This window comes from Kineococcus anabasis (genome assembly GCF_054590795.1).
The window spans coordinates 176,914-197,481 of record NZ_BAAIHU010000001.1 but is presented as its reverse complement, the minus strand read 5'-3'; the positions used below and the strand labels follow the sequence as shown (position 1 = coordinate 197,481).

Annotated in this window: 14 protein-coding genes; 7 read left to right on the top strand and 7 right to left on the bottom strand. The window is 74.7% G+C overall.

Annotated elements, in window-relative coordinates; genetic code table 11:
* The first annotated feature begins 41 nt into the window (after positions 1-41).
* Positions 42-839 (top strand): TetR/AcrR family transcriptional regulator, encoded by a 798-nt coding sequence (locus ACYQBY_RS00840; RefSeq protein WP_459641914.1) that lies wholly within the window; start codon positions 42-44, stop codon positions 837-839.
* 108 nt (positions 840-947) lie between these two features.
* Here the strand turns inward: ACYQBY_RS00840 and ACYQBY_RS00835 are convergent, their stop codons facing one another.
* The 3 genes from ACYQBY_RS00835 to ACYQBY_RS00825 form a co-directional block, all read right to left on the bottom strand.
* Positions 948-1,754, bottom strand: coding sequence for a pectate lyase (locus tag ACYQBY_RS00835; RefSeq protein ID WP_459641913.1), 807 nt, complete (start codon positions 1,752-1,754; stop codon positions 948-950).
* A 206-nt stretch (positions 1,755-1,960) separates the two neighbouring features.
* Positions 1,961-3,667, bottom strand: a complete 1,707-nt coding sequence (locus tag ACYQBY_RS00830) for a poly(ethylene terephthalate) hydrolase family protein (RefSeq protein ID WP_459641912.1) — start codon at positions 3,665-3,667, stop codon at positions 1,961-1,963.
* 119 nt (positions 3,668-3,786) lie between these two features.
* A complete protein-coding gene (locus ACYQBY_RS00825) occupies positions 3,787-6,804 on the bottom strand; it encodes a glycosyl hydrolase (protein WP_459641911.1) in 3,018 nt (1,005 codons plus the stop codon).
* A 332-nt stretch (positions 6,805-7,136) separates the two neighbouring features.
* Between ACYQBY_RS00825 and ACYQBY_RS00820 the strand changes: the two genes are divergently transcribed.
* Complete coding sequence (locus ACYQBY_RS00820) at positions 7,137-9,962, top strand: bifunctional diguanylate cyclase/phosphodiesterase (RefSeq protein ID WP_459641910.1); 2,826 nt, start codon at positions 7,137-7,139, stop codon at positions 9,960-9,962.
* A gap of 91 nt (positions 9,963-10,053) precedes the next feature.
* Here the strand turns inward: ACYQBY_RS00820 and aceB are convergent, their stop codons facing one another.
* Both aceB and aceA read right to left on the bottom strand, forming a co-directional pair.
* Positions 10,054-11,784 (bottom strand): malate synthase A, encoded by a 1,731-nt coding sequence (gene aceB, locus ACYQBY_RS00815; protein ID WP_459641909.1) that lies wholly within the window; start codon positions 11,782-11,784, stop codon positions 10,054-10,056.
* A complete protein-coding gene (gene aceA, locus ACYQBY_RS00810) occupies positions 11,784-13,055 on the bottom strand; it encodes an isocitrate lyase (protein ID WP_459642429.1) in 1,272 nt (423 codons plus the stop codon). The genes aceB and aceA overlap by 1 nt, the downstream gene beginning before the upstream one ends.
* 206 nt (positions 13,056-13,261) lie before the next feature.
* Here aceA and ACYQBY_RS00805 point away from each other — a divergent pair, with 206 nt between their 5' ends.
* On the top strand, positions 13,262-14,737 hold the full coding sequence (locus ACYQBY_RS00805) for a helix-turn-helix domain-containing protein (RefSeq protein WP_459641908.1): 1,476 nt from the start codon (positions 13,262-13,264) through the stop codon (positions 14,735-14,737).
* 30 nt (positions 14,738-14,767) lie between these two features.
* Here the strand turns inward: ACYQBY_RS00805 and ACYQBY_RS00800 are convergent, their stop codons facing one another.
* A complete protein-coding gene (locus ACYQBY_RS00800; protein WP_459641907.1) occupies positions 14,768-15,622 on the bottom strand; it encodes a phosphatase PAP2 family protein in 855 nt (284 codons plus the stop codon).
* 205 nt (positions 15,623-15,827) lie between these two features.
* Between ACYQBY_RS00800 and ACYQBY_RS00795 the strand changes: the two genes are divergently transcribed.
* On the top strand, positions 15,828-17,594 hold the full coding sequence (locus ACYQBY_RS00795; protein ID WP_459641906.1) for a GAF domain-containing SpoIIE family protein phosphatase: 1,767 nt from the start codon (positions 15,828-15,830) through the stop codon (positions 17,592-17,594).
* A gap of 36 nt (positions 17,595-17,630) precedes the next feature.
* Here ACYQBY_RS00795 and ACYQBY_RS00790 read toward each other — a convergent pair whose 3' ends face one another.
* On the bottom strand, positions 17,631-18,431 hold the full coding sequence (locus ACYQBY_RS00790; RefSeq protein ID WP_459641905.1) for a helix-turn-helix transcriptional regulator: 801 nt from the start codon (positions 18,429-18,431) through the stop codon (positions 17,631-17,633).
* Positions 18,432-18,716: 285 nt separating this feature from the next.
* Between ACYQBY_RS00790 and ACYQBY_RS00785 the strand changes: the two genes are divergently transcribed.
* Genes ACYQBY_RS00785 through ACYQBY_RS00775 form a run of 3 tightly spaced genes read left to right on the top strand, consistent with a single transcriptional unit; the run spans position 18,717 to position 20,559 of the window.
* Complete coding sequence (locus tag ACYQBY_RS00785) at positions 18,717-19,949, top strand: hypothetical protein (RefSeq protein WP_459641904.1); 1,233 nt, start codon at positions 18,717-18,719, stop codon at positions 19,947-19,949.
* Between the two features lie 13 nt (positions 19,950-19,962).
* Positions 19,963-20,292, top strand: a complete 330-nt coding sequence (locus ACYQBY_RS00780) for a hypothetical protein (protein ID WP_459641903.1) — start codon at positions 19,963-19,965, stop codon at positions 20,290-20,292.
* A 15-nt stretch (positions 20,293-20,307) separates the two neighbouring features.
* A complete protein-coding gene (locus ACYQBY_RS00775) occupies positions 20,308-20,559 on the top strand; it encodes a hypothetical protein (RefSeq protein ID WP_459641902.1) in 252 nt (83 codons plus the stop codon).
* The last annotated feature ends 9 nt before the right edge of the window (positions 20,560-20,568 follow it).

Genomic DNA, 20,568 nt, shown 5'->3' with positions numbered 1-20,568 from the left:
CGTGGAGCGCTCACCGAACACGTTGGGACTACAGTCTCACCGTGTCCGAGCGTGGTCAACGGTTCCCGGCGGAGCGGGCCGGGCGGTTGCGGGAGCTGCTCGCGGCCGACCCGCGGCTGCCGATGGGCGCGGCCGCCGAGGCGCTGGGGATGTCCCGGGCCGCCCTCTACCGCAGGTTCCCCACCCGGGCCGACCTGCTCGCCGCCCTGGACGTCCCGGGCGGCGACGAGACGCGCGAGCGCCTCGTGCGGGCGGCCGCGGAGCTGCTGGAGGAGCACGGGGCGGACGGCCTGGGCGTCGAGGAGGCCGCGGCCCGCGCCGGCGTGCCCCGCGCCACCGCCTACCGGCACTTCCCCGGGCGCGAGCCGCTCCTGGCCGCCGTCGTGCACGCCGGCGCCCCGCACTCCGCCGTGGCAGCCGTCCTCGCCGCGCACCACGACACCCCGCTGGAGGACCTCGTCCACGCCCTCGCCGGCGCCCTGCTGGAGCACTTCGCGCAGCGCCCGCAGTTCCTGCGCGCGCTGCTGTACGAGGCGTCGGGTTCCGGCCCGGCGGCGGTGACGGTCGGTGGCGTGCTCGCCCGCGACGTCGTGGGGCCGGTGGCCGCCGCGCTCGGCGGACGGCTGCGGGCGGCGGGCCGGGGGGACGTGCACCCGGTCGTCGCCGCCCAGGCGCTGGCCGGACCGCTGGTGCTGCACGCCCTCAGCCGTGAGGTGCTCACCGGCGCCGGGCTCGACGTCCCCCCGCGGGCGGCGGTCGCGCGGACCGTCGCCGGGCTGTGGCTGCACGGCACCCTGGGGCGGGGCGGGCCGGACGGGCCCGCGCCGCGGGAGCCCTGACCGCGGTGGGTGCGGGCGCCGGGACGGCCGTCTCCGAGCACGCGACCCCCACCTCCTCGGCGGAGGCGGGGGTCGCGGATCCCGGGGGAGAAGTTTCCCCGGGCGACGTCAGCGGTAGGAGATGGCCGCGGGGTCGTACGCGCAGTGCGGCGAGTACGGTCCGCTGCCGATGGTGCTCGGCTCGGCCCCGGTGTTGTTGCCCTGGTACCGGGTGCAGATCTTGATGCGGCGGCTGGAGTCCCCGACGATCGTCAGCCCCGACAGGTTCGCGGTGTCGCCGTAGTTCTGGTTCACCCCCGCCAGCAGGGAGCCCGGCGCCGTCGCGGTCACGTTGCGGATGACGACGGCGCGCTTGTACTGGGTGCGGCAGTTGCCGCAGGAGCGGTACAGCTTGCCGAAGTCGCTCACCTGGAAGTTCTCGATGGTCAGGGTGCCGCCGCCGTTGTGCTGGAACACCTTGTCGGCCGCGTGCCGCGCGCCGCCGCCGGAGACGCGGTACGTCGCGGACGTGCCGCCCTTGAAGGTCGCGGCGTCCTCGCCGACGTCCTCCCACCACACGTTGACGAGGGTGCAGGAGCCGGCGCAGTGCACGCCGTCGGCACCGGGGCTGCCGATGATGACGTTGGACAGGGTCGCGCCGTCGGCGAGGGAGAAGATCGGCGGCTGGCTCTCGGACTGCCCGCCGTCGGTGGACCAGCGGTAGCGGCGGTTGGCGCCGTCGAAGGTGCCGGACACCTTCTGCGTCGTCGAGAGCGTGGTCGTGCCCGTGGCGGTCGGCCACGCCTGGGGAGCGGCGCTGGCGGTGGGCGCGGCGGCCAGGGACGCGGTGAGGCCGAGCATGGCGGCGGCCGCGAGCAGCGCGCGGCGCCACGGTGCCGGGCGGCGACGAGCGCCGGGGTGGGTCGGGAGGGCCACGGGGTTCTCCTTCGAACTCTTCGGTGCCTGCGGGGCGGCCCGCGCTCGCACCGGGCAGGTGTCGGGCGAGGCGGGCGGGGCCACCCTAGCCGGTGAGAAACCGGTTACCAAGAGGAGAGGCCGACGAGTTCGCCGTGTGCGCGGACGGGACGACGCAGGGCCCGCCCAGTGCGGGGCGGGCCCTGCGTCGTGCCGCCGGCGGAGGATCAGTAGGGGCAGGTGCTGCGGTACTGCGAGATCAGCGAGCTCGGCGCGGGCGCCGGGCAGAGGAACTGGCTGTAGCGGGTGTCGTTGTCCACGAACCGCTTGAGCCAGGAGATCGAGTACTGCGCGATCGTGGTGTTCGGCGAGTTCGGAGCACCGTGGCTCGCGCCGTTCAGCTCCAGGTACGCCTTGGGCAGCGTCGCCGGGAGCGAGGTGTAGAACGGGATGGAGTGCGAGGAGACGGAGGCGACCGAGTCGTTCTCCGCGCCGATGACGAGGGTGGGCGTCCGCACCGCGGAGAAGTCCTTGCGGGTGTCCCACGGCGTCAGCGGGATCGACGCCTTCAGGCGCGTGTCGTCCAGCGTGGCCTCCAGCGCCCCGCCGCCGCCCATGGAGTGCCCCATGACCGCCAGGCGCGTGGCGTCGACGCGGGTGCGCACCGAGCTGGTGGTGGTCAGGTAGCTGAGAGCGGCGCGCAGCTGGTCACCGCGGGAAGCGGGCTGGTCGGAGGTGGTGTTCGTGTCGATCGTCATCACCACGAAGCCCTGCGAGGCCAGGCGCGGGCCGTACCACGCGATGCTGGACTGCCGGGCGGTGTACCCGGGGGAGATGACGACGGCGCCGAACGTCCCGGCGGTGGTGGTCGTCGGGTGGTAGATCGTGCCGCCGCCGAAACCGGAGACGGCGGAGGCGCTCACGGAGGTCTGCGAGACGGCGAACGGGCCGGTGCCGGCCTGGATGCTCGCCAGGGTCGGGGCCGGCCCGCGCTGGTACGGGTTGGCGGTGGAGGTCGCGGTCGGCGTCGCCGTGGGCGAGGCGGTGGGCGTGGCGGTCGCCGTGGGCGTCGCGGTGGGCGTCGCGGTCGGGCTCGGGCTCGGTGCCCCACCGGCGCGCACGCGCCCGGCGGCGAACGTCGCCCCGGCCGGCACGGAGCCGTCCCGGTGGTAGGTCAGGTGCGGGCCCCAGCTGCCGCCGTCGGGGTCGCAGACGGTGTCGCCGTCGTTGCAGAACTCCCGGGTGCGGTCGGCGTAGGCGGGGGCCTCGGAGGCGATGGTGCGCCCGCCGGCGTTGAGGGGGTTGCCGTAGACGACGACGGCGGCGACGCGGCCGGACAGCGACGCCGGGATCGGGGTGCCGGTGTTGTAGTAGCTGGTGCGGATGCCCAGCGACTTGTTCACGACCGTGGCGCCCTGGGAGTAGCCGCCGAGCACGAACCGGGTGCCGGGGCAGGCCTGCGCGACGCTGGTGACGTGGTTCGTCAGGTCCGTGGAGCCGGGCCCGGCGCTGGTCTGGTTGGAGTTCGCCTCGTAGTCCACCGCGTAGGAGGAGACGGTGTAGCCCGGCAGGTTCGACCGCACGGCGCTGACGAACGGGGTACCGACGATCCCGAGGCCCGGGTCCTCCCCGGTGCCGCGGGCGAAGACGACGTCGATGTCGGAGCAGGTGGCGGCGGAGGCGCTGCCGGCGGCGACGAGGCCGGTGGTCACGGTGGCCGCGGCGACCGCGGCGGCGGCCAGGGCGCGCGAGCGCAGGGGGACGAGCTTCACTCGGAACTCCTCGGGGCGGAGCGGTGCCGGCACGGCGCGCGGGAGCACGCGCCGGCGGGCGGTGGGGTGGGAGACGTTCACAGCATGACGGAAACCGCTGTCGCACACCAGAGCTTCCGGAATGTTTCGGCACCGCGGAGTCGGGGCGTGACGCGCCGTCATCGGAGGGGCACCCGTCCCGGCTCGCCACGGACGTCGCCGTGGCGGGGGCAGCGGCAGCGTGCCGCACCCGTGCCGGTGGACGGCACGGGTGCGGCACGCACTGTGGGAGGGACGAGCGGTCAGCGGCGCTCGACGTCGTCGAGGACGTGACGGCCCGCGTCGAGGAAGAGGTTGAGGCCCCTGACCTCCTTCAGCCCGGCCTTGCAGTCGGCGCTGAGGGTGCTCAGGTCGTAGACGACGGCGTTCCCGTCGACCCTCGGGCCGGTGACGGCCCCCGTGACGGCGGTCTCGCACCACGTCCAGTTCGGTCCGACCTGCAGGGCGAGCTTGCTGCCCGTCAGCCCGGCCGTCTCGACGACGTCCACGCGGATCTGCGTGGCCGTCGACAGGTCCCACGACCCGAGGGTCGAGAGCCAGGTGCCGCCCGTGGAGGTGACGACGAGGTTGCCGGCGCCGGCCGTCACGGTGCCGTCGGGCGCCTTCCAGCCCTCGACGCCGTCGGCGAAGTCCTCGATCACCAGGTCCACCGGTGCCGGCGGCGGGGGCAGCTGGCTGTAGCGCTGGAGCACCGCGGCGGCGGGGCCGCGCTGGACCGCGCGGTCGGCGCCGAAGCTGACCGCGGTGTGCGGGGCGAGCAGGCCCTTCTCCACCACCCAGGAGATCGCCTTCGCCCGCGGGTCGGACGCGGCCACGTCGCGGAAGGTGAGGACCCGGGCGGGCTCCGGCGAGCCGGCGAGCTTCCACAGCGCCTCGGCCAGGACGGCGCGCGTGGTGAGCAGGTTCGGGGAGAACTTGTCCTTCTTCTCCCCGCCGATCAGGCCCTGGGCGGTGGCCCACTCGATCTCCGTGTACAGCGGGTCCTGCGCCTTGACGTCCTTGTACGTGGGCTTCGCCGGGTCGGCGAACTGCGCGTCGGAGTAGCGGAACAGCCAGGCGGCGAGGTCGCCGCGGCGCAGGTCCTTGCCCGCTCGGAAGGTGCCGTCGGGGTACCCGGTGTCGATGCCCTCGGCCGCGACCCACTCGACCGCCGCGAAGTGCGGGTCGCTGCGGGGGACGTCACCGAAGCGCGGCGCGGCCTCGACCGCGGCGATGTCGTCGACGACGACGCTGCCGGTGCGCGCCATGCCCTCGACGTGGTTGACGTAGATCGAGAACTGGCGCAGGTCCGCCAGGTCCGCCGCGCTGATCCGGCGGTCCTCGTTCGCGGTGTCCCAGGGCGCGGGGCGCCAGTCGGACCAGGGGATGGTGACGTAGCCGGGGGTCGTCCCCGTCAGCGGCGGGTAGGCCTCGTATCCGACGCCTCCGGCGGAGAGCTGCAGGACGAGCTTGTTGCCGCTGCCGTCCGGGGCGTACCACAGGCGCAGCCCGCTCGTGCCGGACCAGTCGCCGGTGAGCTGCTTGCCGACACCGGTGTACGACTGGGCCGTGAAGTCGTAGCCGATGCGCATGGACCGGGTGCCCTGCCCGATCGTGCCCCGCTCCAGGGTCAGGGTGTTGCTGCCCACCTGGCTGAACTCGGCGCGCAGTGCGGCGTCGTCACCGTAGCCCTCGAAGTGGTCCACCACCCCGGGCGGGAGCTGGGGGCGCTCCCCGAGGATGAAGGAGCTCTCGTCGGCCAGCACCTCCTCGCCGTCGTCCACGACGTGGACCTCCAGCGTCTCGGTGCTGTTGTCCAGCTCGGCGGCGGGCACCGCCCACTGCGCCGACCAGAAGCCGGCCTGGTCCTTCGTCATCTCGTGGGCGGTGGTGTCGCCGCCCACGGTGAAGTAGACGCGATCCGGCTCCACGCCGCGGATGCTGGCGCGCACGGTCGCGGGCGCGGCCTTCACGCGAGCGCCGTCGGCGGGCGTGACGACGTGCACGTACGGCGCGAGCGGGGCGGCGCTGGTCTGGCGGGTGAAGGCGCCCTGCACCTCGTCGGCGAAGTAGGAGTAGGGGTCCTCCTCGTACGCCTTGAAGTTCTGGAACATCTCGTGCTCCGGCGCGGCCGCGCTGGCCGGGTAGGGCACGAAGAACTGCTCGAGGCCGAAGTTCGCCCAGGTCTGCATGTAGGTGGCCTGGCGCGCCTTGGGGTCCGCCTCGATCGCGTCCAGCAGGTCGGTGAACCAGGTGAGGTTCGGGTTGCCGCTGACCTTCATCGGCCCGGCGATGCCGAACTCGGTGAAGGCCGGGATCTTCCCGCGCTGCTCGGCGAGGTCGGCGACCATCGCGAGGTCCTTGACGACGCCGTCGCGCCAGCCCTGGCTGCCGCCGGTGCTGTCGTAGGCGTCGTAGCCGAGGACGTCGACGAAGTCGTCGCCGGGGTAGGTGCGCATGTAGACGGTCGGGTCGCCCCCGAAGCCGCCGTTCGGGGAGTACGCGTAGAGGAGGTTGCGGACGCCCTTGGTGTCGCGCAGGTACTCCACGGTGTACCGGTAGAGCTCGACGAACTCCCCCGGCGACAGGTAGGAGGCGCCCCACCAGAACCACGAACCGGTGTTCTCGTGCCAGGGGCGGAAGATGATCGGGATGAGCTCGCCGTTCGCGTCGCGGGTGGAGTCCGCCAGCAGGGCGATGTGGTCGAGGTAGCGGTTGAGCTCCGCGTGCTTCGACCCGCCGGGCAGCACCGCACGGGCGGTGTCACCCTTGGTGTCGTAGAAGCTGCCCCCGGTGACGAAGTTCTCCATGTGGGCGGTGAGGGTGTTGATCCCGCCCTGCGCGTGGGCCTTCTCCATGTACTGCGCGAGGGTCTCGACGTTCTGCTCGCGGGTGGCGGTGCGGACGCCGGGGTGCTCGTTGCCCTCGATGATGAGCGTGTCCCAGCCGAAGACCGCCGGCATGTCCCCGACGCCGTTCTGGACGTCGGAGGCCGTGCCGTCGCCCGGGCCGGTGGTGACGCCGTAGGACGTGGTGTGCTGGTGGCCGAAGAGGATGCCCTCGCCCCGCACGTCGCGCAGGTAGGAGAACAGCGAACGGGTGGCCGGGGTGGCACCCGGGTCGGTGATGCGGACGGTCTCCGCGGCCGCGGCCGCGGCGGGGCCCGCCTGGCCGGCGGCGAACGCGGCGGGGGCTCCTGCTCCCCCGACGGCGACCGCCGTCAGGAACGCGGTCAGTGTGCGGAGGGCCGGGGAGGCTCCCCCGCGGGTCCGGTTCTTCATCGAACCTCCTGGATCGGGTCGCCGCCCGGCCCCGGAAGGGCGCGGGTGGTGGAGACCGGCGAGCGGTGCGGCTGTACCTTAACCGCTTCAGTGCCCGCCGGGCACCCCGTTCGCCCACCGTTCCCCACCCGGCCCACCACGACCTCCGCGGAGCGTGGCGGGAGGCCCTCAGCCCGCGAGCACCGCGCCCATCGCCAAGGTGGTGACGCTCAGCTACGCTGCGGTGGCGCCTCGTGGCGCGATCGCGATCCCGTGCGAGGGCCGGGAGGTGGGCATCGTGGCTTCACGGCAGAACCTCCCCCCGAGCGTCCCGTCGGCGTGGAGCCGGTGACGTGGGAGGCGTGAAGGCGGCCGAGGGCCTGCTGCCTCCGGACGAGCGGACGCGGCTGGACGAGTGCGTCCGGGAACCGCTCCACATCCCGGGTTCGGTCCAGCCCCACGGGGTGCTGCTGACGGTCGACCCGGTGGATCTCGAGGTTCTCCAGATCAGCGTCAACTGCGGACGCCTGCTCGGGGTGGAGGCCGAGGCCGCCCTCGGGCGCCACCTCCGCGGCGTGACCGGGACCCGGTCCTCCCAACGGCTCCGCGCGGGCCTGGACCCGGCCACCGACGAGCCGGCGCCGGCGGTGCGCGCCAGGATCGGCGGGCGGGGCGTCGACGTCATCGCACACCGGTCCGCGGGCCTGCTCGTGGTGGAGATCGAGCCGTCCGCGCCCACCTCCTCCGACCGGCTGCTGTCCGACCTCCACGTCGGCCTGGGACGTCTCCCCGGCGGCACCACCGTCGCGCACCTGAGGGCGGCCGCGGTCCAGCAGGTACGCCGCATCACCGGTTTCGACCGGGTGATGGTCTACCACTTCCACCCCGACGGGCACGGTGAGGTCGTCGCGGAGGCCTGCGCCGAGGAGCTCGAGCCGTACCTCGGGCTGCACTTCCCGGCATCGGACCTGCCCGCCCAGGCGCGTCGCCTCTACCTGCTCCAGCCCTCGCGGATGATCGTGCTCGGCGACGAGGAGCCGGCGGCGATCGTTCCCGCGCTCGACCCCCGTACCGGGCAGCCGCTCGACCTCAGCGGGGCCCAGCTGCGCAGCGTGTCACCGCACCACGTGCGGTTCATGCGCAACATGGGCATCGCGGCCAGCCTCTCGATCCCCATGGTCCACGACGGTGAGCTCGTCGGGATGATCTCGTGCGGGCACCGGCAGGCCCGCCACCTCCCCTACCCGCTGCGGCGGGCGTGCGAGGTGCTCGGTCGCGAGCTGACGACCCGGGTCACCGCGCTGCAGGAGACGCGGCGGCTGAGCAGGCGGCTGGAGGTGCAGCACCTGCGGGCGCGCCTGGTCGAGCAGATGGTCGGCACGGACCACGTCGCCGACGGCCTCGTCCGCGGCGACGTGACGCTCGTCGACCTCGTCGGCGCGGACGGTGCCGTCATCTCCCTGGACGAGGAGCTCCGCCTGGTGGGGAACGTGCCACCGGAGGACGAGCTCCAGGCGGCGATCGGGCACCTGCGCAGCACGGAGGAGGGCGACCACCCCCTGGTCACCGATGCGCTCGCCACCGACCACCCCGACCTGGCCCCGCTCCTGCCGTCGGTGGCGGGACTCGTCCTCGTGCCCTTCGGTGGCGACCGCGACTACATCGCCTGGTTCCGCGGCGAGGTGAGCCAGACGCTGGACTGGCTCGGCGACCCCTCCCCGGCCAACCGCGCGACCCCCCTGTCACCGCGCAGCTCCTTCTCCGCCTGGCGCCAGAGCGTCTCCGGTCGCTGCCTACCGTGGGATCCCGTGCAGGTCGCCGAGACGGAGGAGCTGCGCCGGGACATCGACGCGGTCCTGCTGCGCCGCGCAGAGATTCGCCTGGCCCACCTGGGGCTGCACGACGCGCTCACCGGACTGCCGAACCGGCGGCTGCTCATGGACCGCCTCGGGCACGCCCTGGACCGCCACGCCCGGGGCGTGCCCGTCGCGATGCTGCTCATCGACCTGGACCGCTTCAAGCTCGTCAACGACTCGCTCGGCCACGACGTCGGGGATCTCCTGCTCGCTCAGTGCGCGCGCCGCATCGTCGACGCCACCCGCGCCAGCGACACCGTCGCCCGCCCCGGTGGCGACGAGTTCGTCATCCTGTGCGAGGACACCGACGCCCGTGCCGTGGAGATCCTCGCCCAGCGGGTCGTCGACGCGCTGGCGGAACCGTTCGAGGTGGCGGGGCGGGAACTGCGCATCACCGCCTCGGTCGGGGTCACCCTGGCGCGCAGCGAGCACAGCCCGGCCGATCTGCTGCGCGAGGCGGACAGCGCGATGTACCTGGCGAAGGCACAGGGCCGCAACCGGGCGTCCCGCTTCGAGGCGGGTCTGCGGTACCAGGCCCTGCGCCACCTCGATCTCGAGCAGGCGCTGCGCCGGGGGTTCCAGCACGGCGAGCTGATGATGCACTACCAGCCGATCATCAGCGTCGCCACGCGCGGCCTGCGCGGTGTCGAGGCGCTCGTGCGCTGGAACCGGCCCGGCGTCGGGCTGGTCCCCCCGGACGAGTTCATCCCGCTCGCCGAGGACACCGGCTTCATCGTGCCGCTGGGAGAGTGGGTCCTCCACGAGGCGGTGCGCCAGCTCGGCAGGTGGAAGACCGAGGTGCGGCTGCCCCCCGACTTCCGGATGGCGGTCAACCTGTCCCCGCAGCAGCTGAGCAGCGACTCCCTCGTCGACACGGTGGAGCGCGTCGTGCAGGAGAACGGTGTCGCCGCCTCGGAGCTGAGCCTGGAGATCACCGAGACCGCGCTGATGTCGGAGCGCTCCAGCATGAGCAAGACGGTCGACGCCCTCGCCGCGCTCGGCGCCCGCCTGTCCATCGACGACTTCGGCACGGGCTACTCGTCGCTGGCCTACCTGCGCTACCTCCCCGTGCACCAGCTGAAGGTGGACCGCTCGTTCGTCGGTGGGGCGACGGCGGGATCACGCGACGCCGCACTGGTCGCCGCCGTGTACGGCCTGGCGCAGGACTTCGGGATGACCTGCGTGGCCGAGGGGGTCGAGCGGGCCGAGGACCTGCTCATGGTGGCCGACATCGGCTGCGACTACGCGCAGGGCTTCCACATCGGCAGACCCGCGCCGGCGGAGGTCCTCGCCCGGGAGTGGGCCCGCACGACCCGCATCTGACGACCGGTTCCCGCCGGACCGCACCGGCCTCGTACCGGCCTCGTACCGGCCTCGTACCGGCCCCGCTGACGCCGCGGGGCCGGTCGCGGCGTCAGCCGCGCAGCGCCGGTGCGGGGGCGGGCTCGGGCAGGTGGACCGTCCTGGCGCCCTGCCGGCCCGGCGGCACGGTGCGCGCGGCCGGCACGGTGCCCAGCGGCTCGGGGTGGGCGATGTGGCGGGCGTAGGCGACGCAGGTGAAGAAGGGCGTGAACTCCTCCCCCGTGGACACCTGCAGGAACAGCTCCACCGCCGCGTCGAGGTGCCCGGTCGCGGCACCGGCGGCCCGCATCCGGCCCGCCTCGGTCCGGGTCAGCGCGGCGACGTGCCCCGGCGTGACCTGCGCGCCGTCGTCGAGGACCGTTCCGGCGCGGACCTGCTGCCAGACCTGCGACCGGACGATCTCGACCGTGGCGGCGTCCTCCATGAGGAAGTCGACGGTGACGGCCCCGGACCCGGCGAGCCACGCCTGCAGGTAGCGCAGCGCCACGGCGATCCCCCCGCGCAGCCCCCGCGCCGTGGGCCGCCCGGGCGCGGAGGCCAGGTCGAGCAGGTCCGCCGCGCTGACGTCGACGTCGCAGCGGCGGCGTCGCAGCTGGTTGCGCCGGTCCCCCATCGCCGCGTCGAACACCTCCCGGCAGGTGGCGACGAGACCGGGGTGCGCCACCCAGGAGCCGTCGAACCCGTCGCGGGCCTCCCGTTCCTTGTCCCGGCGGACCCCCTCCAGCGCCGACCGGGTCCGCTCGGGATCGCCCCGGTCGGGGACGAGGGCGGACATGCCGCCGATGGCGTGCGCGCCGCGGCGGTGGCAGGTGCGCACCAGCAGCTCGGTGTAGGCGCGCATGAACGGCACGTCCATGGTGATGGCGGCGCGGTCGGGCAGGACGTGCTGTTCCGGCGCGGCGGAGAACGTCTTGACGGCCGAGAAGAGGTAGTCCCAGCGGCCGGCGTTGAGGGCCGTGGCGTGGGGGCGCAGCTGGTAGAGGATCTCCTCCATCTCCAGCGCCGCCGGCAGGGTTTCGACGAGCACGGTGGTGCGCACGGTCCCCGCCGGCAGCCCGAGCAGTTCCTGCGCCCGCAGGAGCGCCACGTTCCACAGCCGCGCCTCGGCGGCGCTCTCCAGCTTGGGCAGGTACAGGTACGGCCCGCTGCCCCGGGCGAGCTGGCGGCGCGCGCAGTGGAACAGGTAGAGGCCCGCGTCCACGACGCCGGCCGACAGCGGCCGGCCGTCGAGCCACAGGTGCTTCTCCACGAGGTGCCAGCCGCGGGGGCGGACGTGGATGGTGGGCAGGTCCTCGCCGAGTTCGTAGCGCCTGCCGCCCGCGTCGGTGAAGTCGATGCGCCGGTCGAGGGCGTCGGCGAGGTTCAGCTGGCCCTCGACGACGGCGCTCCACGTCGGGGTGGTGGAGTCCTCGAAGTCGGCCATCCAGCCCTGCGCGCCGGAGTTCAGCGCGTTGACGGTCATCTTCCGCGTCGGGGGGCCGGTGATCTCCACGCGCCGGTCGGTGAGGTCGGCGGGAGCAGGTGGCACCGACCAGGTCGGATCGTCGCGGATCCACTGCGTCGCCCGGTGGAAGCCCAGGGTCTCCTCGCCGAGACCGATACGGCGGCGGCGGTCCCGCCGGGCGTGCAGCGCAGCCTCGCGCCCGCTCGCGACAGCGTCGTCGAGTGCGGCGAGGAAGCGCAGCGCCTCTGGCGTCAGCACCTCGTCGTAGCGGGGGCCGAGGGGGGCGTGGACCTGGACGGTGCGCGCGGTGGGACGGCGGTGGCCGCCGGTGGTGTCCATCAGAACTGCTCCTCCTCGGTCGAGCCGGTCAGTGCGAGGGTCCCGCTGCGCGGGTTGAGCGCGGTGGCGACGCGGTCGAAGTAGCCGGTGCCGACCTCCGCCTGGTGCCGCACCGCCGTGTACCCCTGGGCGGCCATGGCGAACTCCCGCTCCTGCAGCTCGACGTAGGCCGGCATCCCGGAGCGGGCGTAACCGGAGGCGAGCTCGAACATGGAGGCGTTCAGGGCGTGGAAACCCGCCAGGGTGATGAACTGGAAGCGGTAGCCCATCGCGGCCAGCTCCCGCTGGAAGCGGGCGATGTCGGCGTCGTCCAGCGCCGCGCGCCAGTTGAACGACGGGGAGCAGTTGTAGGCCAGCAGCTTGCCGGGGAACCGCTCGTGCACGGCCTCGGCGAAGCGCCGGGCCAGGTCCAGGTCGGGCGTTCCGGTCTCCACCCACAGCAGGTCCGCGTGGGGCGCGTACGCCAGGCCGCGGGAGACCACGGAGTCCAGGCCGCCGCGGACGGTGAAGAACCCCTCGCTGCTGCGCTCCCCCGTGCAGAACCGCGCGTCGCGCTCGTCGACGTCGCTGGTCAGGAGCGTGGCGGCCAGGGCGTCGGTGCGGGCGACGACGAGGGTGGGGACACCGCAGACGTCGGCGGCCAGGCGTGCGGCGTCGAGGGTGCGCACGTGCTGGGCGGTGGGGACCAGGACCTTGCCGCCGAGGTGGCCGCACTTCTTCTCCGAGGCCAGCTGGTCCTCCCAGTGGACCCCGGCGGCTCCGGCGGCGATCATCGACTTCATCAGCTCGAAGGCGTTGAGCGGGCCGCCGAAACCGGCTTCGGCGTCCGCGACGACCGGCGCCAGCCAGTGCGGGGGGTTCTGCGCCTCGTCGGCCCAGGAGATCTCGTCGGCGCGCAGCAGGGCGTTGTTGACGCGCCGCACGACGGCGGGCACGGAGTTCACCGGGTACAGGCTCTGGTCCGGGTAGGTCTGCCCGGCGAGGTTGGCGTCGGCGGCGACCTGCCAGCCGGAGAGGTAGATCGCCTCCAGCCCCGCGCGGACCATCTGCACGGCCTGGTTGCCGGTCAGCGCACCGAGGGCGGGGACGTGGGTGCGGGTGTGCAGCAGCTCCCACAGGCGCTGGGCGCCGAGGCGGGCCAGGGTGTGCTCCTCCTGGACGCTGCCGCGCAGGCGCACGACGTCCTCGGCGGTGTACGTGCGCTCGATGCCCGCCCAGCGCGGGTCGGTGGCCCACTCGTGCTCCAGCGCGGCGACCCGGGCGGCGCGCACGTCCGCGGCGGCACCCGGCACGCGGGCCCCGGCCACCTGGGCGGCGGGGGCGTCCTGCGGAGCGTTCAGCAGCTCGGTCACGATCGGGTCCTCTCGTCGTCGGCCGTCCCCCGGAGGGGGCGATACCGCCACTTTTCCGCGCAGAGCCAGGTGTGCACCCACGATGGCTCGTGAAGTTCCGGCGTTCTTCACGTACCGTGCGGTGCATGGCGGACTTCACGGAGGTTCCCGACGCGCTGGTCGTCGGCCGGCGCGTGCGGCAGCTGCGCCGGGCGCGCGGCTGGACGCTGCAGGACCTCGCCGGGCGCGTCGGGCGCGCCCCCTCGGCGCTGTCGATGCTGGAGAACGGCCGGCGCGAGCCGAAGCTGTCGCTGCTGCACGCCCTCGCCGGCGCCTTCGCCGTGCCCGTGGCAGAGCTCGTCGGCACCGGGGCGCTGGACCGCCGTGCCGAGCTGGAACTGCAGCTCCAGCGCGCGCAGGCCGCGCCGCTGTACGCGGCGCTCGGCCTTCCGGAGGTCCGCCCCGGCCCCCGCCTGCCGACGCCCGTGCTGGAGGCCCTGCTCGGCCTGCACGCGGAACTGGCCCGCCGCGCCACGGCGCACCTGGCCACCCCCGAGGAGGCGCGCCGCGCCAACACCGGGCTGCGCGCCGCCATGCGCGAGCGCGGGAACTACTTCGCCGAGATCGAGCGGGCCGCCGCCGATGTCCTCACCTCCGCCGGTCACAGCTCCGGCCCCCTCACCGAGCGGGACGTCGGCGCCATCGCCGCCCGGCTGGGTTTCACCCTGCACCGCGAGGCGGACCTCCCCCACGCCGCGCGCTCGGTGATCGACCTGCGCAACCGGCGCATCTTCCTGCCGCACAGCCGCGACGGCCGCGGGCACGGCCGCCGCCAGGTCGCCCTGCAGGCCGTCGGGCACATCGTCCTCGGCCACCGCGAGCCCACCGGGTACGCGGACTTCCTGCGCCAGCGCGTGGAGGTGAACTACTTCGCCGCCGCCGTCCTCGTCCCCGAGGCGCCCGCGGTGCGCCTGCTGCAGAACGCCAAGGACGCGCGGGACATCGCCGTGGAGGACCTGCGGGACACCTTCGCCGTCTCCTACGAGACCGCCGCGCACCGCTTCACGAACCTCGCCACCCGGCACCTCGGGATCCCCGTGCACTTCATGCGCGTCCACGAGAGCGGCACCATCTACAAGGCCTACGAGAACGACGGCGTGCGCTTCCCCACGGACGTCACCGGCGCCATCGAGGGGCAGCCGGTGTGCCGGCACTGGACCGTGCGGGCCGTCTTCGGCCGCCGGCACGAGCACGGCGCCTACCAGCAGTACACCGACACCGCCTCCGGCACCTACTGGTGCACCGCACTGGTGGAACCGGGGGCACCGGGGCAGCACGGGGACTTCGCCGTGGCGGTCGGGGTGCCCTACGCGCACGTGCGCTGGTTCCGGGGCCAGGAGACCCGTGAGCGCGGGACCTCCCGCTGCCCGGACCCCTCCTGCTGCCGCACACCGCCCGCGGACCTGGCGCAGCGCTGGGCCGGGTCGGTGCTGGCCAGCGCCCGCGCCCACACCCACCTGCTGGCGGCGCTGCCGCCGGGCACGTTCCCCGGCGTGGACGACTCCGAGGTCCTGCGCTTCCTGGAGGCGCGAGCGGTGGAGGGGGCGGACGGTCCCGGGTGAGCAGGGACGCCGGCCCTCCCTGCCGGCGGCTCAGGCCCCGGGCACCGGCGGTAGTCCTGCCGGAGCCCGGCGGGAGCGCCGCACCGTGAGGAACAGCCGGTGCCCGGTGATCGTCACGCTCAGCCAGGCCAGCCCGAGCACCCACGCGACCAGGACGTCCGTGAGCCAGTGGTGGCCGAGGTAGACCCGGCTGAGGCCCATGGCGGTGGCGGACCCCACCGCGAGGACGACGGTGAGCATCCTCGCCCAGCGCCGGCGCAGCCTGCGCAGCAGCAGGTACGCCACGATCCCGGCGAACGCGGTGGCGTTGAGGGAGTGACCGCTGGGGAAGGAGGCGCTGTGCTCCAGCGGGGGCACGGCCTCCGACAGCGGCGGCCGCACCCGGCCCACCGCAGCCTTGCCGGCCACCGTGAGGGTCAGCGAGCCCAGCATGGTGACCACCAGCAGGACCAGCGGGCTCCACCGCCGCCACAGCGCCGACAGACCGAGCGCGACGGCGCAGGCGAGGACCGGCATGCCGGTGGTGCCGCCGATGTCGGTGAACGCCGTGACGGCCGTGTCCAGCGCGGGCGAGCGGTGGCGCAGGACCAGGTCGAGCACCGGCCGGTCCAGGCGCGCCACGCCGTCGGCCTCCACGACCTCCTCGTACACCTCCCCCGCCAGGGCGCTCAGGACGGCGGAGGCCAGCAGCCCGAGCACCAGGGTGAGGGCGAGCACGTGGTGCGCCCCGAGCAGGCGCCCGGCGCGCACGGCGAGCGCGGCCAGCGCCCGACCCGCCGCACTCGGCCAGCGGGTGAGGTCCCGCTCCCCGACGAAGTCGCGCTCGCGCCCCTCGTCCAGCAACCGCTCCAGCACGGCGGAGTCGGGGGGTTCGTCGTGGCGCACCGCCTCATCGTGCGCGTTGTGAGCTGCCCCGGCGCGACGAGGGGCGGCGCCTCCTGCGAGCTCTTCGTTCGTAGAGCCGATAACTGTGCATAGGTGCTGTCATGTGGCCGGGATGCGGGGGTGGGCGCCGCGTCCCCGTGCGCCTAGGCTCGGGGGCTGCGGCGCGCCGGGGGGCGGACGCCGCACCGGGGCGGAGGGCGGAGCGGTGCAGGCGGCGGACGGCGCGGTGCTGGCGGCCCGGCGTGCCCGCATGCTGCACGACAGCGGGCTGCTGGACGCGGGCGAGGACCCTGGCCTGACCCGGCTCACCGACCTGGCGACCCGGCTCCTCAAGGCCCCCGTCTCGCTGGTCTCCCTGGTGCACGAGCAGGGTCAGCGCTTCCCCGGCCAGACCGGCCTGGCCCAGCCGTGGGCCGCGCAGGGGGGCACGCCGCTGAGCCACTCCTTCTGCCAGCACGTCGTCGCCTCCGGTGAACCCCTCGTCGTGGCCGACGCCCGCACCGAACCGCTCGTCGCGGACAACCTCGCCATCCGGGACCTCGGTGTGGTGGCCTACGCCGGGTACCCCGTGCGCGCCGACGACGGCACCGTCCTCGGCTCCTTCTGCGTCATCAGCGACGAGCCGCGCACCTGGTCCGGCGACGAGCTGCACGTCGTCGCGGACCTCGCCGAGGCCGCCGGGGCCGAGGTCCGCCTGCGGCTGCTCGCCGCGGCCGAGCGGCGCGCCCACGAGCGCGTGACGCTGCTCAGCGACGTGACGCTCGCGCTGCACGCCAGCCTCGACCTGGAGCGCAGCCTGCAGTCCCTCGCCGACGCCGTGGTCCCCGCCCTGGCGGACTGCTGCGTGGTGGACCTGCGCGGGCCCGCGCGCCGCCGCCGGCACACCGTCATCACCCACCGCGACCCGGCGACGGCCGAGCTCCTGCGCCGCACGGAGCTCGGGCACCCCCGCGCGAACGCGCCCCGCACCGCCCTGGAGGAGGTCCTCGCCGGAGCGCCGGGGGTCCTGGTGCCGGTCGTGACGGACGAGCGGCTGCGGCTGGTCGCCGCGGACGAGGGGCAGTACTCGGCGTGGCGCGCCGCCTCCCCCTCGTCGGTGATCGTGGTGCCGGTCACCGCCCGGGGGGAGGTGCTGGGCGCGCTGACCCTCGTGCGCCAGCACGGCTCCCCCGCCTACGACCAGGCGGACCTCGACCTGGCCGTCGAGCTCGGCCGGCGCGCCGGGGTCGCCGTCGACAACGACCAGCTGTACGCCGCCGAGCGCCAGCGGTCGATGGCCCTGCAGCTCGGCCTGCTGCCGGCCCTCCCCCAGCTGCCCGGGATCCGCGTCAGCGCCCGCTACCTCCCCGCGCAGCGCGGCGCGCAGGTCGGCGGGGACTGGTACGACCTGCTGGACCTGCCCTCCGGTGCCGTCGGCGTGGTCATCGGCGACGTCGTCGGGCACGACAGCGCCGCCGCGGCCACGATGGGCCAGCTGCGCGCGGTGCTGCGCTCCTACGCCTGGGACCGCGCCGACCCCGCCGACGTCCTGGACCGGACCTGCCGCCTGGTGCGCGGCATGGGCGGCGGGCAGTTCGCCACCGTCTTCTACGGCCTGCTCTCCGCCCCGCGCCCCGACGGTGCGCGCACCCTGCACCACGCCACCGCCGGGCACCCCCCGCCCGTGCTGCTCCTGCCCGACGGGCGCACCGAGCTCCTCGACGGCCCCAGCGGCGGTCTCGTCGGCGTCCACACCGGCCCGCGCACCGCCGCCGGCACCGACGTGCCCGCGGGTTCCACGCTGCTCTGCTACACCGACGGCCTCGTGGAGCACCGCGACCGCGACATCACCACGGGCACCGCGGAGCTGCGCGAGGTGCTGTCCGCGCAGCGGGGCCGGGAACCCGGCGATCTCGTGGACGCCGTGCTGGCGGCCATGGTGGACGGCACCCGGCGGCGCGACGACGTCGCCGTCATCGCCCTGGCGGTGTGAGGGGCGGGCGCCCGCCACCCCGCGGTCGCGAAGCCGTCACACGGTGAGCTGCAGGTCGTCCTCTCGGCAGGCGTCCACCTCGGACAGGACCCCCAGCTCACGGCCCGTGCGCACCGCCATGAGCCGGTCGCGGACGCCGAGTTTGCGGTAGAGGTGCTCCAGGTGCTTGTGCACGGTGCGCGGGGAACTGCCGAGACGCCGGCCGATGGCCTCGGCGGTCAGCCCCTCGCCGAGCAGGGCGAGGACGGCCGTCTCCCGCGCGGTGAGCCCGGCCTCCGGGGCCGCGTCGCGCCGCGCGGCCCGGGTGAGCGCCTCGTGCTGGCGGAACAGGGTGCCCAGCGCGGGCTGCACGAGGTGGGCCAGCGCCCGCTCCGCCCCGTCGAGGTCGCGGCCGTCCCGGCCCAGGACGTACGCGCGGACCCCGCCGGCTCCGACGGTGACCGGGACGGCGAACTGCGCGGAGACGCCGAACGGCCGGACGACGCTGTCCCACACCTGTTTCATGCGGTCGCCGGCGATGTCCGCGGGTACGCGCCCCAGGGTCTGCGGCCGGCCGTCCAGCGTGAGCGCGTACCAGCGCAGCAGGGGCTGCCACGTGGCGTCCGGGCGCCGTCCGCCGGGCGGTTCGGCGGGCAGCCGGCCCGGTGGCCAGCACCCCTCGACGCGGTCGGCCCAGTCCGCGCCGACGACGTTGAACGTGCAGCAGTCGCCGGCCAGGGAGTGGCGCAGCAGTTCCGCCACCTCCCGGTGCGGAAACTCCTGGGACTGCTGTGACCCGTTGAGGCACTCGTCCACGAACGCCAGCCAGGGAGCCAGCTCACCGCCGTCGACAGGCATGCCCCCACCCTAGGCACTACGCACAGTTACGTATATGGCCCGTCGGGGGACGGGAGCAGGATGACCGCGCCCGGCGGACGCGGACGCACCGGGCCCGGCCCCCGGGAACTGGCCACGGGAAGCTGCCACGGGAACCGGCCGCGGTATCACCGGCACCCCCCGGCCCCTCCTGTGGTGCACCGGACCACACCGGGAAACCCCGGTGCCCGCAGCCCGCCCCGGCACCGCCCGGAACGGCCGACCCCGCAGCAGCACACGACGCACCAGCACACGACGGAGGAACCCATGCCTGGAACCATCACCGAGGAGCTCAGCACCGAGTCGCCGGCCACGAACGGCGCAGCCGCTCCCGGAACCCCCAAGCCCGCCCACCTGTCGCTGCACGGCTCCACCGCCTCCACCGGCCCGATGATGCTGGTGCCCGCCGGGATCTTCGGCGACATCGTCGGCAGCCTCGGCAGCACCATCGGCGGCGAGCTCGGCGGCTGGTTCGGCGACCGCGCCATGGGCAAGACGCTGGGCGGCGCGGCCGGCGAACTCATCAAGGGGTTGTCACCGTGGTCGGTGATCCCGCCCTCCGTGGCCCCCGCCTCCGCCGGCCCGGGAGCCCGCCCGAGCGGACCGCAGGAAGCCCTCGTCGTCGTGCCCGCGGGGTTCCTCACCGGGTTGCTCGGCGGTGTCGGCGGCAAGCTCCTCGGCGGCGCCATCGGCGGCCTCTTCGGCAACGAGCAGCTCGGCGCGACGATCGGCTCGACGGCCGGCGGCGCCCTCGGCTCGGCGTTCGGGCCGTTCAGCATCGTGCCGCCGCAGAACCTCGCCCCCCAGTCCTCCGTCCCCGGCGCGAAGGTGCCCGACGAGGCGATGGTCCTGCTGCCCGCCGGGTGGCTGGGGCACCTGTTCGGCGGCGTCGCCCGCGGCGTCTCGCAGATGGTGGGCGGGGACACCGCCCGCACCGTCGGTGAGATCACGGGCACGCTGGCGGAGACCCTCATGCCGTGGAGCGCCGTGCCGCAGGGCATGGCACCCGCCTCGGCGGGCCCCGCCGGTGCCGGCCCCGAGGAGCTCGTCCTCGTCCCCGCGAGCTGGTTCGGCAAGATCGCCTCCACGTTCGGCGGGACGATCGGGCGCGGGCTCGGCGGCTGGCTCGGCAACGCCGACCTCGGCGAGCGGCTCGGCGACACGGCGGGGAAGATCATCGAGGCCATCCCGTTCTCCGTGCTGCCGGACGACCTGCAGCCGGCCTCCGCCGGCCCCGGTGGGGGCGGCACCGAGGCGGAGAAGCTGGTCCTGGTGCCGGCCGGTGTGGTGGGCGGGCTCCTCGGCAGCCTCGGCGGCCTGCTCGGCGACGCGGTGGGAGGCCTGTTCGGCAACTCCTCCCTCGGCCGGCAGATCGGTGACGTGGCCGGTGGGCTGGCCCGGGACTTCATGCCCTTCAGCGCGGAGCCGTTCAGCGTCCTGCCGACGGACGGGCGCCCGGCGAACGGCTACCGGCCGTACGCCGACGGCCGCACGTCCTGAGCGGGCGGCCACCATGTCCTACACGTGGGTCCGGGAGCCGGGGGACGGGCTCAGCCCGTCGGCCGACGCACCGCTGAGGCCGGCGGGCGACGCCCCGGGCACCACCGCGGGCGCCGACGACGAGCGGTACGCCAAGGCGGGCCGCCTCCTGGAGAAGTGCTACGTCTACCTCCGGGACAACGCCGAGAAGCACCCCCGGCTGGAGGCGGCGATCACGGAGATGCACTCGGCGGTCGCCGCCTACGCCTCGCGGCAGGCGGCGGACCCCCTCGACCTGGTCCGCCGGGTCGTGGCGACCATCGAGGCGCAGCGCCGGGCCGACCCGTCCATCCCGCAACCCTGAGGGGCGGGTCCACCCGTGGCCGGCCGCGAGCAGTTCCTCGTCGTCGGGACCCCCGGCGTGCTGACGTCGCTGCTGGACCTCCTGCGTCGTGACCCCGACGTGGAGGTGCAGGCCGTCTCGCGCGCCGGCCGCGGGCCGGAACGCCTGCTGCTGTCCATCGACCCCGAGAGGGCCGCCGCCCTGGCGGCGGCCCTGGGGTCCCTGGTCGTCCTCGAAGCCGACCCGGCGCTCGACCCACCGGGCCCCGTCCTGCCACCCCACTCCTAGGAAGACGCC

What these genes read in the sequence shown, in the direction of transcription:
- ACYQBY_RS00830 (WP_459641912.1), bottom strand. Translation starts at nt 3,667, where the DNA reads ATGACGGCGCGTCACGCCCCGACTCCGCGGTGCCGAAACATTCCGGAA.
- ACYQBY_RS00825 (WP_459641911.1), bottom strand. Translation starts at nt 6,804, where the DNA reads ATGAAGAACCGGACCCGCGGGGGAGCCTCCCCGGCCCTCCGCACACTG.
- aceB (WP_459641909.1), bottom strand. Translation starts at nt 11,784, where the DNA reads ATGGACACCACCGGCGGCCACCGCCGTCCCACCGCGCGCACCGTCCAG.
- ACYQBY_RS00805 (WP_459641908.1), top strand. Translation starts at nt 13,262, where the DNA reads ATGGCGGACTTCACGGAGGTTCCCGACGCGCTGGTCGTCGGCCGGCGC.
- ACYQBY_RS00790 (WP_459641905.1), bottom strand. Translation starts at nt 18,431, where the DNA reads ATGCCTGTCGACGGCGGTGAGCTGGCTCCCTGGCTGGCGTTCGTGGAC.
- ACYQBY_RS00785 (WP_459641904.1), top strand. Translation starts at nt 18,717, where the DNA reads ATGCCTGGAACCATCACCGAGGAGCTCAGCACCGAGTCGCCGGCCACG.
- ACYQBY_RS00780 (WP_459641903.1), top strand. Translation starts at nt 19,963, where the DNA reads ATGTCCTACACGTGGGTCCGGGAGCCGGGGGACGGGCTCAGCCCGTCG.